This window comes from Gemella sp. zg-570 (genome assembly GCF_018866345.1).
Lineage (GTDB): Bacteria > Bacillota > Bacilli > Staphylococcales > Gemellaceae > Gemelliphila.
Genome location: NZ_CP076443.1, coordinates 1,029,672 through 1,043,192 on the forward strand (window position 1 = coordinate 1,029,672; position 13,521 = coordinate 1,043,192).

Consider the following 13,521-nt stretch of genomic DNA (forward strand, 5'->3'; position numbering starts at 1 on the left):
AATATAATTATTTATTTCTGTTTTTTTGATTTTTTCTTTTAGCAAACTTTCTTCTTTCTTTTTGCTTAAGTTTATCAATTTTATACTTATATTTTTTCTTATATCCTGGTTTAACTTTGTTATTGGCTTTAACTCTAGATTTTACTTTTTTAGTTAAATTATGGTCTGCGATAATTTTTTCCCTATTATCTCGTTTATTTCTATCTTTTACTTCGATAAACTCATTATCTTTTATATCTTTATGTTCAAAAACTATTCCACGATTTTCTAATTTTCTTAGTTTTTCTTCATCTTTATTTTCAAAAATAGTGATACATTCTCCGCTTAAACCAGCTCTACCAGTTCTTCCAGCTCTATGAGCAAAAAAGTCCAAATCATTCGGAATATTATAATTAATAACATGACTTACTCCTTCTATATCTATACCTCTACTTATTAAATCACTGGCAACTATATAAGTAAAATTAAGATTATTAATTCTTTTTTGCATTTGCTTTCTTTCTCTAGGAGTTAAATCTCCATGCAAAACTCCAACATTTATACCCTTAGAAATTAAATATCCACTAACCTCTTCAACTTCTGTTTTTTTGTTAGCAAAAATTATGGCAATGTAGGGGTTTATTGTATTGGTAATTTCTAATAATTTTTCCATTCTATTAGAACTTTTAGTATTAACAAGCAAATAACTTATTTTACCCTCTATTGATTTTTTTACTTCAATATGTTGAGCGTTTTTTACATATTTTTTTAAGAAATGCACCATTTTATCTGGTATCGTGGCAGAAAAAACTAGAAATTGGCAATTATCTGATGACCTATTTGCAATTTTATCAATATCTTCCATAAAACCTAGGTCAATCATCATATCGCATTCATCAACTACAATAGTTTGTACTTCTTTTATCGATAGGGATGAAGATTTATCTAATTCTAATATTCTTGTTGGTGTTCCTATTATTACATGTGGCGTGTTGGATACTTTTTCTATATCTCTTGATAAGTCTTGTCCACCTATAAATAAGGATATTTTAATTTCTTTTTCTGAAAAAGGTGCAATATGATTTGCCATATCAAATAACTGTCTTGACAACTCTCTTGTAGGTGCCATTATTATAGCTTGAGTTTTTTGTTTATCACAATCTAATTTACTAAAAATAGGAAGTAAGAATGAATGACTTTTCCCACTACCTGTTTGCGACATAGCAACCACATTCTTATTCTTCAAAACAGGGGAGAATACTCTTTCTTGTATTTTTGTAGGATTTTTAAATCGTAAGTCTATTATTGATTTATTGACAAAATCTTTAAACTTAAACTGTTCAAACGATTTAGATAACATATTAATTTCTCCATTCTTTTAAAATCAACACTAATTATACAATAAAAAAATTTTTTTTACCATTTTTATTGCACTATAAAAGCTAGCACTATTAATAATAAGAGTTATTACTCTAAATCTTATCTACTTTAGGCATATTTTTAAATTCAAAATAAATTACTGTGGTTGCTATTGCAAAAGCTATTAAATCAGAAATAGGTACTGCGTAAGCAACTCCTTTAACTCCAAAAAATTTAGGTAATATTATTAATAAGGGAAATAAAACTAATAATTGTTTACTAAGAGATATCGCTGCACCTTTTTTAGATTTTCCTATTGAAGGGAAAAATGTTGTCGAAGCAATTTGTATACAGTTAATAAAAATAAAAAATGTATAATATCTTAAATAAAGAATACCATATTCAAAATAAAGTTCACTTCCTTGACCAAAAATAGAAATTATCTCTTTTGGAAAAATTTGAAAAATTAAAAATAAAAATAATGAAATAGCAAAAGAATATTTTATAACTAGTTTAAAAACACTTCTTACTCTTAAATAATTTTTTGCTCCATAATTAAAACTTACTATGGGTTGAGAACCTTGAACGATACCTAGCACTATGGCTATAAATATCGTATTTATTTTAGTTACTATTCCTGCTATTGCTATGGTTGTATCACTACCATATATTGATTCTGAACCATATATTTTTAAAACATTATTGGTAGTAATCTGAACTATTGTCGTAGAAATTTGAAAAATAAAAGATGCACTGCCTAATGATAAAATAGATTTTACAATAGAAAATTTTATTTTGAAATTTTCTTTTTTTATTTTTATACTCTTAAAGTTTTTATAGTATAAAACTAATATTATTGCAGAAATAATTTGTGATATTACTGTTGCCCAAGCACTACCAGCAAGCCCCCACTTAAAGACAAATATAAATATGGGATTTAATATTAAATTTATAATTGCTCCAGCCATAACTGCAAACATTGAATACTTAGGGCTTCTATCTGCTCTTACCAAGGGATTTGTACCTAGTGCAAATAAATAAAAAGGTATTCCCAAAGTTGTGATTTTTGTAAATTCCATAGCATAAGGAAGAATTTCAGGTGTAGCTCCAAATATAATCATCAAGGGTTCTAAAAATATTCTCACCAAAAATGCAATTAATATTCCTAAAATTATTATAAGTAATGCAGAAGTACCTACAACTTTTTCAGCACTATTTCGGTCTTCTTTTCCTAAATATAAATTAAAATTTGCAGCCGTTCCTATTCCAACCATAACTCCTATTGATAAACATATAGTTGTAATTGGAAATGAGATATTAGTAGCAGCATTTGCTAAATATCCTACACCTTGACCGATAAAAATTTGATCAACAATAGTGTATAAAGCATTTGTTACGTTAGCAATTATTGCTGGAATTGCCATAGATTTTAATAATTTTCCAACAGATTTATATCCAAGAGGATTTTTATTATCCATAATCTACCCCTCCCCACTAATTTATTTTATAAATTTGATTTTAAAATAAAAAGAAACGAAATATAAAATATATTTCGTTAAAATATAAATTAGTAGCTTTTACTTAATTTATTATTAATTATATCTACACTAGAACTTGTACCTAATCTTTCTGCACCAAGTTCTATATATTTTTCTGCTATTATTTTATCCCTAACTCCACCACTTGCTTTAACTTTGGCATTATTTTTTACAACAGATTTCATCAATTTTACATCTTCATAAGTTGCTCCTCCAATACCAAAACCAGTAGAAGTTTTAACAAAATCTGCATTTGCTTTTAATGCTAATTCACAGGCTATTACTTTTTCTTCATCAGTAAGATAACAAGTTTCAATAATTACTTTTAGAATATTTTTGCCAATAGCTTCTTTTATTAACTTGATTTCTTCTTCAACATATTCAAAATTTTTATCTTTTAATTTAGATATGTTTATTACCGTATCAATTTCGCTAGCACCTAAATTTACCAATTCTCTTGCTTCAAAAACTTTTGCTTGAGTAGTCATAGCTCCTAAAGGAAAACCGACAACTGCGGCAACCTTAACATCACTATCCCTTAATTCTTTAACACATTGCTCAACAAAACTTCCATTTACACATACACTAAAAAAATTATTTTCCTTAGCTTCCTTACAAAGTTTAGAAATTTCTTTTTCTGATGCGTTAGCTTTTAACAATGTGTGGTCTATATATTTATTTAAGTTCATATTTGCTCCTTATTCAATTATATCTATAATAGTTTTTAGATTTTTCTTTTCTTTGTTGTCTATAATATATGAATCCATAACTAAAGATTTACTAGTATCTAATTTCAATTTATCATTATAACATATTTCTGCTAGAATTTCTCCCTCATTTACATAATCTCCAACTTTTTTATGTAGCAAAATTCCAACAGAGTAATCAATATTATCTTCTTTTTTTTCACGACCAGCTCCAATTATCATAGCTACCTTACCTATATTTTCTGCTTTTATCTTGTGAATGTATCCTGATTTGTTAGATAATATTTCAAATTTATATTTTGCCACAGGTAAATTTTTATAGTCATCTATAATGTTTTTTCTAACTCCACTGTGATATAAAAATTTTCTAAATACTTCTAAGGCTTTGCCGCTATTAATTAACTCATCAATAATTTTATCAGATTCTATTTTTGTTTTAACTTCTTTTTTATATTTTAAAACTTGAAAAATTATTTCGTAGACAACTTCTTTTAAATCATTTGGCCAATTGCCCTTTAGTGCTTCTATAGCTTCTAATAATTCATTTGAATTACCCACTGCATAACCTAAAGGCTCTTCCATATTAGTTATCATGGCGATAGTTTTTCTACCCAAACTATTTCCTATGACCACCATGGTATTTGATAATTTTTTGGCGTCTTCAACAGTTTTCATAAAAGCACCATCGCCAACTTTAACATCTAAAATTATTATGTCAGATTCAATAGCAAGTTTTTTACTCATAATACTGCTTGCTATCAGAGGTATGCTGTCAACAGTAGATGTTACATCTCTTAAAGCATATATTTTTTTATCGAGTGGAACTATGCTATCACTGTATCCCATTAAACCTATTCCAGTTTTATTGGCAATTTCTACCAACTCTTCTTTAGTGCTTGAAAATTTAAAATCTTCTATGGCAGAAAATTTATCAATAGTACCCCCAGTATGACTTAATCCCTTACCTGAAAGTTTAGTGGTTGCCATACCAAGTGCTGCTAAAATAGGAGATAATACAATAGTTACTTTATCTCCCACTCCACCAGTAGAATGCTTGTCCACAAGAAATTTATTAATATTTTCAAAAGTTATTATATCTCCTGAATTTCTCATTTTTAAAGTGAAGTATGCTAATTCTTCATCACTCATACCCTTAAAATATACTGCCATTAAAAATGCACTCATTTGATAATCTGCTATTTCTTCATTAAAGTAAGAATCTAATAAAAAATCTATTTCCTTATTAGTAAGACTTATTCCTTTTTTCTTTTTATCAATTATATCGACAACTCTCAAATTATTCTCCTTAACAATTTTATTATGTACAAAAATACTTATTTAATAAATATGTATCCTTGTCAATAATTATATTATCTGTTATTTCTTTAACTTGTAAATACTTATATTTTTTTAAATGTAATTCCATATCTTTTTTTGTTTTTTTAGAATACACAAGATATCCTCTCATATTGTAGACCTTGTAACCTAACAATAAAAGTGTATATGATATAAATAAAAACTTAATCCTATATAAAATTAAAAGCACTGCAAAAACAACAATAAAAAAATTATAATATTTAAAATCAACTATTATTATACAAGTAAAAATAAAAATTAACCATATATAACTCAAATCAAATTTTTTAGTTGTTTTTATTTCTGTAGGAAGAAAAGTAATAATATTATTTGGTTTTGAAGATATCATATACATTAAATAGCAAATGCCGTGTAAAAACAAAATAGTAAATATAAATAATAGTAATTTATTATTTATAAATAAAAAATACAAAATCAATAATAAAAAAAGTGGCACAAATGAACAAATAAAATAACTTATATAGTTAAATATTTTATACATATTTTACCACTCCTTTTATACAGTTGTTATTTTTTAGATTTTGGCTTATCTAATATTTCTGAGAAAATAAAATCTTGAACTAGACTTTCTTTAGAAATTACAAATTCTGGAGCAAATATTTCATTCTCTCGGTCGATAATTTGTCTGCGTTTTTTTGAATTTGTTGCTTTACTAAAATTCAATAATTCTTTTGGCTTATCTACTTTGTTATATTGTTTTTTTATTTTATTTTTTATTTTTTTATTTTTTGTATATTTATTTTTTTTATAATTTTCAGTTATAAATTGTAATATTCCAAATACAAGAAATAATATTACCCAGACAGACATTGATTTTCTCCTATTTATTTACTCTAAGGAAATACTCTCTAGCAATAATTCCTCTGACTATATTTTTTTTTGTAAAAATTATTTTTTTTGAATTTTTATTACTAGTTACATTTGATACCTTATTTTTATTTATAGTGTCAATACTATAGTTTCCTAATCTATTTTCTTTTTCTACATTTAGTTTATTAAGTATATTTTTTTGATATTCATTATTTTTTTCTACTAAAGAAGTTTTTTTATTCGTATTGATATTTTTTATTTTATTAACTTCTTCCAAGGCTAGTTCTCTTAATCTTTCTAATTTTAATTTATTATTTGTATCTAAATTTTTAAGATGTTTGTTACTATCCGTAGATAAAACAAAGACAACTATTAAAGACAAGATTATTAATATTATAGGTATAGATAAAATTAAAAAATTCATACTTACCTCCTATTTATTTTCTTGCATCCCTTCTTGTGACATTTTCTTTATTGAATCTCTCATTCCTGTATCAGCTTCTAAGTTTTTATAATTCATGTAGTCCATAACTCCTAAATTACCTTCACGGAATGCTTTAGCCATTGCTAAAGGAAGTTCAGCTTCTGCTTCAACTACTTTTGCACGCATTTCTTGAATACGAGCTTTCATTTCTTGTTCTTGGGCTACTGCCATTGCTCTTCTTTGTTCTGCTTTTGCTTGAGCTATATTTTTGTCAGCTATGGCTTGTTCAGTTTGTAGATTTGCACCTATATTTTGACCAATATCAACATCAAGAATATCAATAGATAATATTTCAAAAGCTGTTCCTGCATCTAAACCTTTTTCTAAAATTGTTTTAGAAATTCTATCAGGATTTTCTAGCACTACTGTGTGAGAACCTGATGAACCGATAGTAGAAACGATACCTTCCCCAACACGAGCTATAACCGTATCTTCTCCAGCACCACCGACTAATCTTTCTATATTAGCACGAACAGTTATACGTGCTTTAGCCTTTACTTCTATACCGTTAATAGCTACCCCAGCTATATATGGGGTTTCTATAACTTTTGGATTAACACTCATTTGAACTGCTTGAAGTACATCTCTACCTGCTAAGTCTATGGCTGCACAACGTTCAAATGATAAACTTACTATGTTAGCTCTGTGAGCTGCAATTAAGGCGTTAATAACTCTATCAACATTACCACCAGCCAAATAATGACTTTCAAGTTGATTTATAGTTACTTCTAAACCAGCCTTATGAGCTTTTATCATAGGATTTATAACTCTACTCGGAACAACCCTACGCAATCTCATACCAACAAGAGTAAAAATACTTACCTTTACCCCAGCCGCTATTGCACTAATCCATAATCCCAATGGGAAAAATGTAAAAAATACCGAAATAATTATTATACAAACAATAACTATTACACCTGTGAAAATTGCCTCTGGCATCATATTAATCATCTCCTTTTATTTTTTTCTAACTATTATTCGCATACCTTCAACTTTAATTACAATTAATTTATTTCCTTTTTCTACAAACTCACCTTCCGTTACAACATCATATTTTTCATTTTCAAATATTGCTATCCCTGATGGTCTTAAATCTGTAAAAGCAATTAATTCTTTATTTATTAAAGTTAGGTCGCTTTCCTTTGCAACATAGCCTGCATCTGTTGTAATTTTTTCATTTAAAACAAGTTTATTTAAGAATAAAAATTTATTTTTAAACAAATAAATATTAATAAAACACCAAATACTAGACACTATAAATGAAATTATAATTATAAAAGTAATTGTATAGGATTCATTATTAACTTCAATTATAGAATAAATTAATGTTATAGTTCCAAATACTCCCAATATACCACCAGGAACAAATAACTCTGCTATTATAAGCAAAATAGAAGCAATAAATAGAACTAAAACAAATATATTTATTCCAGATTGAACTGTATGAATAGCTATATATGCTGCTAAAGATAATGCTGATAAAATACCATACATGTTAAATTTTTTAGAAAACATCTGTTGGCAAAAACTTAAAAACATTAGTAGCAAAAGCACTAAGTCTATTAAATATAATTTATCACTAGCAATATACATTCTTACACCTCCTTTAAATTATATTATTGTATTCTTTTTCTAACTCCTCTATTAATTTATTTTTTGTATAAAGATTTCCATGTCCTGGAACTGCATATTCAAAGTCTAATTGACTAATAAATTCTATATAATTAAATAATTTTATTTTATCAAAGGACATCGGCTTAGTTTTATAACTTTTAGAATGGCTATCTCCCAAAAATAATACCCTATCTTTTTTTACATAAATTAATAATGCATCATCAGAATGAGAGTTATCATTTGCATAAAAATAAACAACATTATCTCCCAAGTTGATAGTAAAATCACTAATTTTTGCTATGTCAGGAATTTTTATTTGTATTTTTTTATTAGCATATACTTTTTTCATTACATTAGCACTAAATTCTGTTTCTAAATTTTGTTCTACTCTGTAATCTATACTCTTGTAATCCCAATTCCATTTACTCATCTCTTCAAGATAGCTTTTTGTTTTTTTAGAAGATATTATAGTGTTATTGATATAGGTTGCACCAAAACTGTGGTCCCAGTGATGATGAGTTAATACTGTATAGATAGGAAGTGGCAAGTTATTAGATTTTAAATCTTCATAAAATCTTTCTATCTGCTCTTTACTATTACCTGCATCTATCATTATTGAGTATTTATCACCTTTTACATAACCTATGGCTGGTTCTAAATAAGTAAATCTATGCTTACTATAATATACATTATCAGAAATTTTATATAACATATATTTCTCTCCTTATTCTATAATTATATCATAAATAAAAAAATAGTAAAAGATTTTCATACAAACTACTATTTACTTATTGACCATAAGGCTCTTAATTCTACTTTTAATTCGTCGTAGCTCCAAGGTTTTAAAGTTCTACCCAAAGAATTAGGGTCATTTATAATATAGTTACCATCTTTATCAATACCAACTATAAGAATTATATGACCTACAGTAGTAAATTTTCCTGGTTTTACTGAAGCTATAATTGGTTTATTTTGTTTTAAAGTCTTGTCGATAGAATTTTTATTTACTGGTATTTCTGCATAATTCATTTTATAGTATCTTGCTATATATTTAAAAAATCCCCAGCTAGTTCCGTCCGGTGTGAAATATCCTGCCTTGTCTTCTATTTCAGAAATAACATCAGGAGTTATGGACATATCCTTAAGTTCTCCTGATAGTAACATGGCAACAACAGTTGGTCCACAACCCCCTATTGAAATATCAGTTTCTCCTAATTTATTATAACCCCATCTTCTATCCCACTGTATGTATAGGGGATAATTTCTTCCAAGTCCTACCGTTTCTCCTTGACTATAAGGAACTCTACTGCCATTTAAATAACCGTATATATAATCTGTAACGTCTTTATTATTTGCTAACATTTTTCTATAAGTTAGTGGTAAACGATACAAATTATCTGCGATATACTTAGCTTTTGTATTTTCATTAGCATATTCTTTCAAATCTAAATTTACATCTTCTTCTCTTTGTAGAAATGGATAGGGTTGTTTTACTCCTATAATATTATCCCTATTAAATTTAATTTCCGTATTACTATCATTTATAGTTTCTCCAGTAAAAAATAGTAGAATAATAAAAATCAGTAGTGGCATTGCAAGTAAATATTTTTTCATAATCTTCTCTCCTGTAATTACCTTTTATAGAATGTTAATATAAAACCCATTGCTATTATAATTAAATAACCTAATAAACTTAAAAAATCTGGTATCTCATTGAAAAATATAAATCCTAAAGTTCCTGAAAATATTATTTGTGTGTAGTCAAATATTGAAATTTTATTTGCTGAAGAATACTTGTAGGCATAAGTAACTCCAAATTGACCGATAGCTCCTGTAATTCCTACAAATAATAAAATCATAATTTGATAATAACTCATTTCCTTAAAATTTACCAGCATAAAAGGAAAAGTAGCTAAACAAGAAAAAACAGAAAAAAATAAGATAATAAATTCAGCTGATATATTTTTTTTACCTAGATACCTAACGCAAGTGTAGGCAAAACCTGAGAAAAATGCTGTTCCAAGTCCTGCCAAGGCTCCTAAAGACATAAAATTTTCAAAACTGGGTTTTATTACGAGTACTACACCTATAAAAGCTAAACTTATAGTTGTCATTTGTAATAAACTTACATTTTCTTTAAAAATAAAATACGATAAGATTATAATCACAAAAGGTGATAGCCTTTGTATTACAGAAGCGTCAGCTAAATGTAAATGTGATACTGCATAAAAATTACATAACAAACCTATTGTCCCTGTACTTGCTCTTAAAAAAAGAACTAACCAAGACTTTTTTCCTTTGGGATATACTATGCTATTATGTTTTTTTATTATGGGAAGAAATGCTATTAAGACCGCTATTAAATTTCTAAAAAATGCTTTTTGTGTAACTGGCAAATCTCCAGATAACTTAACAAAAAATGACATTAGAGCAAAACCTAACGCAGAAATCAAAATACATATTATACCCATGGTAAGATTATTTCTTTTACGCATATTATCACCTATTTTTTGCTTTTATTCAAATTATCAAATTTTTCTTTCATTGTTGGATTTTTTCTTACTAATTTTTTTATTGTAATTTCTTCAGCCTTATTGTTAGCTATTCTTAGATTATTGTCTGAAGATAGCAAGGCTTCTTTTGTTTTTTGCAAATGACTTATAGTCTTATCTATTTCATCTATTGCAGTTTTAAATTTTTTGCTAGCTAATTGATAATTTCTAGAAAATGATAACTTGAATTTTTCTAAATCTTCTTCAAAATTTGCTATATCTATATTTTGTTCTCTCATTATAGCTGCATCTCTTTTGTATTCTAAAGAATTAAGTGCCGCATTTCTTAAAAGTGTAATTATCGGAATAAAAAATTGTGGTCTAACCACATACATTTTAGGATACTGATAAGATACGTCAACTATTCCGTTATTATAGAGTTCATTATCTGATTCCAGCATAGAAACTAGGACAGCATACTCACATTTTTTTTCATTTCTATCCTTGTCTAATTCTTTTAAAAAATGTTCATTTTTTTTCTTAGTGGCAGTCTGGTCATTTTCATTTTTCATCTCAAACATAATAGAAATTATTTCAATTCCTAATTTGTCAAATTCACGATAAATATAATCACCCTTGCTGCCTGTTTTTGCATCATTGTCTTTTTCAAATACAGCATTTGGAAAAGCCGTCATACGCAACTTGTTAAATTCTATTTCACAATGTTGCTCTAAACTTTCTCCCAGCATTTTTGTAGATTGTTTTGCCTTAAAATCTTTATAAAATGCTATTGCTTCATCTTTTTGTCTTAATTCTATATCAAATTTTTCTTGTAATGATTTTTTAGATAATTCATTTTGTATATCTTGCAATTCTAATTTATTTTTATATTCTGATAGTTCTTTATCCTTATCTAAGATAGCCTTATTTACTTCTAAAGCTATTTTCATATCGCTACTTTCAATTAATTTTTTAATTTCTGCTTCTTTTTCATTAAATAATTCTTTATTCTTAGCCTCTAACTCTAATATTTTTTTCTCTTGTTCTCTAATTTTTTCTTCTAGTGATTTTTGTGCGTTTATAATTTCTAATTCTTTATCTTTTTCATGACTTTCAATTACTGCTTTTAAAGATAGGATATCCGCTTCTTTTTCTGTCAAGATTTTTTCTATTTTATTATTGGCTTTTTCTTCTAATAGTTCAATATCTTTTTTGTAGTGTTGTTCTGCTTGCTTAATACGAGAATTTAATTCTTCAGTAAATTCTTTATTTTTTATTTGGGTTACAATATTTTCATACTTATTATCATCTATATTAAAACTTTCTCCACAGTTGGGGCATTTTATATCTTTCATATTTTTCTACCTTTCTTTTAACTTGGTCAACATATATTTAGCAGGATTGAGTATATCAATATTTGTATACTTTGCTAATTCTTTTTCTATGTAAGGGAAATGTGTACAACCTAATATTATTTTTTCTACCTTGTATAATTCTATTAATTCAGTCAATTCTTTAAACTTAAAGTCCCTTGCTATTTTAGAAATATCTTCTTTCTTTTCTATTGATTTTACCATTTCTAAAAAAGTAAAGCCTATAAATACAAGATTAGGATTTTTAGTCATCATAACTTTTTCAATTCCAGCAAGTCCTTGAGCATTGGCTGCTAATACCGCAACCTTGTTAAATTTATTTGCCATATCTTCATAAACGTTTAGAGGCGTAACTACATTAATAGCATTTTTCTTTGCCAATTTTTTAAAGTCAACAGCCCCACTAAGAGAATTACAATATACAAATAAATTACTGCAAGACTTATTTTTTAGCGACAATAAAATTTTGTTTATATGTAGTTCTTTATATTCATCACTTGCAGCTTGAAATATTGTTTGCTCTACCGGATTATTTGATACAGCTATTCCAATTATGTCCTTATAGCCAGCTTCTTTTAAAATATTTTCTCCAAATTCTGTATCTATGGGTGTTCCTGCTATAACAGCTACTTTCATATATTCACCTTCTTTTTAAAATTTCTTTTTAGGGTGCCTATCTACTATTTCTTGATTATTTTTTAATGCTAATATTCCTTTATCAGTTAAACTATATAGTCTAACTGATATAAATTGTTCTAGTTCTTCTTCAGAAAAATTATTTTTAATTAAACTATGTAATTCTTTCTTATTAAGTTTTGATATGCCCTTAATATTTTTAGATTTTAAAGCTACTTTTAAATTATCCATTTTATTATGTTCTAAAGAATTTAACAAAGTATTGATAAGTACATATCCATCTTCTAATAATTTTTTTAAATTACTAGGTGCATCTATGCCATAGCTATATTCAAAATATTTAGGATAATAACCAGTCTTTATACTTTCAGTCGTGAAAGTTCCAAAATTTATTCTCCAAAGTAATATAATATCTCCAGCTAGTAAATTTTCTTTTGTAAACTGCATATTCCTTTTAGGAACTAACTTTGATTTAGACACACTTACTTCTTTAAACCAAGTATCAAAATCTCTATCACTAGAAATAAAAGGTTTATTTTCATAATCTGCATAATAAGTATTTAGTATTTGCTCTATCATCATTATATAAACTCCTTTATTTCATTAATCCATTTTACTTTTTCAGGCTTATCCTTATAATTTAGTATTGAATTTTCATACCAAACAACATCATGCCAAGCTCCAAATTTGTAACCAACTTTTTTAAAATGAGCAACTTTTTTAAAATTATTTTTTTCATGAAAAATAATGATACTTTCGTTGGGGTAAGTAATGCAAGATAATACATTTACAATATTTTGTTTTCTAAGAATTTCTAGTAATTTATTATACAGCATTTGCCCTATACCTTGCCCTTTTTCATTGACATCAACATAAATTGATAATTCTACACTCCAATCATAAGCAACACGTTCTTTAAAAGAATTTGCATAAGTGTAGCCAACTATCTTGCCATTTTTTTGGGCAACTAGGTAGGGATATTTTTCTAAAATTTTTTTTATTCTATTAGAAAATTCATCAACACTAGGCAGGTCATACTCAAAAGTTATATTTGTTTCTTCTACATAATATTTATATATATTTACTAATTCTTGAGAATCAGAAACTTTTGCCATTCTAATTTTAATATTAGACATTGCACTACTCCTTTAT

General features: G+C 26.7%; 16 protein-coding genes. All 16 read right to left on the bottom strand.

Annotation, left to right across the window (positions count from 1 at the left end; all coding sequences use genetic code 11):
- Window positions 1-7 precede the first annotated feature (7 nt).
- Window positions 8-1,339 carry a DEAD/DEAH box helicase gene (locus KMP11_RS05210; protein ID WP_216279644.1) on the bottom strand — a complete coding sequence of 444 codons (1,332 nt, stop codon included), beginning with the start codon at window positions 1,337-1,339 and terminating at the stop codon, window positions 8-10.
- 112 nt (window positions 1,340-1,451) lie between these two features.
- Window positions 1,452-2,816 carry an MATE family efflux transporter gene (locus tag KMP11_RS05215; protein WP_215755785.1) on the bottom strand — a complete coding sequence of 455 codons (1,365 nt, stop codon included), beginning with the start codon at window positions 2,814-2,816 and terminating at the stop codon, window positions 1,452-1,454.
- 89 nt (window positions 2,817-2,905) lie between these two features.
- A complete protein-coding gene (gene deoC, locus KMP11_RS05220) occupies window positions 2,906-3,565 on the bottom strand; it encodes a deoxyribose-phosphate aldolase (RefSeq protein ID WP_215755784.1) in 660 nt (219 codons plus the stop codon).
- Between the two features lie 9 nt (window positions 3,566-3,574).
- Window positions 3,575-4,879 carry a thymidine phosphorylase gene (locus KMP11_RS05225; RefSeq protein WP_215755783.1) on the bottom strand — a complete coding sequence of 435 codons (1,305 nt, stop codon included), beginning with the start codon at window positions 4,877-4,879 and terminating at the stop codon, window positions 3,575-3,577.
- 22 nt (window positions 4,880-4,901) lie between these two features.
- Window positions 4,902-5,288: a hypothetical protein gene (locus tag KMP11_RS05230; RefSeq protein WP_215755782.1), complete on the bottom strand. Its 387-nt coding sequence runs from the start codon at window positions 5,286-5,288 to the stop codon at window positions 4,902-4,904.
- A 179-nt stretch (window positions 5,289-5,467) separates the two neighbouring features.
- Window positions 5,468-5,770, bottom strand: coding sequence for a hypothetical protein (locus KMP11_RS05235; RefSeq protein WP_215755781.1), 303 nt, complete (start codon window positions 5,768-5,770; stop codon window positions 5,468-5,470).
- A 10-nt stretch (window positions 5,771-5,780) separates the two neighbouring features.
- Entirely contained in the window at window positions 5,781-6,194 is a 414-nt protein-coding gene (locus KMP11_RS05240) for a hypothetical protein (RefSeq protein ID WP_215755780.1), read from the bottom strand.
- Between the two features lie 9 nt (window positions 6,195-6,203).
- Window positions 6,204-7,193 (bottom strand): flotillin-like protein FloA, encoded by a 990-nt coding sequence (gene floA / locus KMP11_RS05245; protein ID WP_215755819.1) that lies wholly within the window; start codon window positions 7,191-7,193, stop codon window positions 6,204-6,206.
- An 18-nt stretch (window positions 7,194-7,211) separates the two neighbouring features.
- The gene (locus tag KMP11_RS05250; RefSeq protein WP_215755779.1) at window positions 7,212-7,847 is read right to left on the bottom strand and encodes an NfeD family protein; all 636 of its coding nucleotides are present in this window, start codon (window positions 7,845-7,847) and stop codon (window positions 7,212-7,214) included.
- Between the two features lie 13 nt (window positions 7,848-7,860).
- Window positions 7,861-8,580 (bottom strand): MBL fold metallo-hydrolase, encoded by a 720-nt coding sequence (locus tag KMP11_RS05255; protein WP_215755778.1) that lies wholly within the window; start codon window positions 8,578-8,580, stop codon window positions 7,861-7,863.
- A gap of 68 nt (window positions 8,581-8,648) precedes the next feature.
- Window positions 8,649-9,482: a C39 family peptidase gene (locus KMP11_RS05260; protein WP_216279645.1), complete on the bottom strand. Its 834-nt coding sequence runs from the start codon at window positions 9,480-9,482 to the stop codon at window positions 8,649-8,651.
- A gap of 17 nt (window positions 9,483-9,499) precedes the next feature.
- Entirely contained in the window at window positions 9,500-10,363 is an 864-nt protein-coding gene (locus KMP11_RS05265; protein WP_252344644.1) for a DMT family transporter, read from the bottom strand.
- Between the two features lie 8 nt (window positions 10,364-10,371).
- Complete coding sequence (locus KMP11_RS05270) at window positions 10,372-11,715, bottom strand: DUF2130 domain-containing protein (RefSeq protein ID WP_215755776.1); 1,344 nt, start codon at window positions 11,713-11,715, stop codon at window positions 10,372-10,374.
- A 6-nt stretch (window positions 11,716-11,721) separates the two neighbouring features.
- Entirely contained in the window at window positions 11,722-12,369 is a 648-nt protein-coding gene (locus tag KMP11_RS05275) for an aspartate/glutamate racemase family protein (RefSeq protein WP_215755775.1), read from the bottom strand.
- Window positions 12,370-12,384: 15 nt separating this feature from the next.
- Window positions 12,385-12,951 (bottom strand): hypothetical protein, encoded by a 567-nt coding sequence (locus tag KMP11_RS05280; protein ID WP_215755774.1) that lies wholly within the window; start codon window positions 12,949-12,951, stop codon window positions 12,385-12,387.
- Entirely contained in the window at window positions 12,951-13,505 is a 555-nt protein-coding gene (locus KMP11_RS05285) for a GNAT family N-acetyltransferase (protein WP_216279646.1), read from the bottom strand. The genes KMP11_RS05280 and KMP11_RS05285 overlap by 1 nt, the downstream gene beginning before the upstream one ends.
- Window positions 13,506-13,521 lie beyond the last annotated feature (16 nt).

Coding starts and splice junctions, on each gene's coding strand:
- KMP11_RS05270 (WP_215755776.1), bottom strand. CDS start 11,715: ATGAAAGATATAAAATGCCCCAACTGTGGAGAAAGTTTTAATATAGAT.
- KMP11_RS05255 (WP_215755778.1), bottom strand. CDS start 8,580: ATGTTATATAAAATTTCTGATAATGTATATTATAGTAAGCATAGATTT.
- KMP11_RS05230 (WP_215755782.1), bottom strand. CDS start 5,288: ATGATATCTTCAAAACCAAATAATATTATTACTTTTCTTCCTACAGAA.
- KMP11_RS05260 (WP_216279645.1), bottom strand. CDS start 9,482: ATGAAAAAATATTTACTTGCAATGCCACTACTGATTTTTATTATTCTA.
- KMP11_RS05240 (WP_215755780.1), bottom strand. CDS start 6,194: ATGAATTTTTTAATTTTATCTATACCTATAATATTAATAATCTTGTCT.
- floA (WP_215755819.1), bottom strand. CDS start 7,193: ATGCCAGAGGCAATTTTCACAGGTGTAATAGTTATTGTTTGTATAATA.
- deoC (WP_215755784.1), bottom strand. CDS start 3,565: ATGAACTTAAATAAATATATAGACCACACATTGTTAAAAGCTAACGCA.
- KMP11_RS05265 (WP_252344644.1), bottom strand. CDS start 10,363: ATGCGTAAAAGAAATAATCTTACCATGGGTATAATATGTATTTTGATT.
- KMP11_RS05210 (WP_216279644.1), bottom strand. CDS start 1,339: ATGTTATCTAAATCGTTTGAACAGTTTAAGTTTAAAGATTTTGTCAAT.
- KMP11_RS05250 (WP_215755779.1), bottom strand. CDS start 7,847: ATGTATATTGCTAGTGATAAATTATATTTAATAGACTTAGTGCTTTTG.
- KMP11_RS05280 (WP_215755774.1), bottom strand. CDS start 12,951: ATGATGATAGAGCAAATACTAAATACTTATTATGCAGATTATGAAAAT.
- KMP11_RS05235 (WP_215755781.1), bottom strand. CDS start 5,770: ATGTCTGTCTGGGTAATATTATTTCTTGTATTTGGAATATTACAATTT.
- KMP11_RS05275 (WP_215755775.1), bottom strand. CDS start 12,369: ATGAAAGTAGCTGTTATAGCAGGAACACCCATAGATACAGAATTTGGA.
- KMP11_RS05215 (WP_215755785.1), bottom strand. CDS start 2,816: ATGGATAATAAAAATCCTCTTGGATATAAATCTGTTGGAAAATTATTA.
- KMP11_RS05285 (WP_216279646.1), bottom strand. CDS start 13,505: ATGTCTAATATTAAAATTAGAATGGCAAAAGTTTCTGATTCTCAAGAA.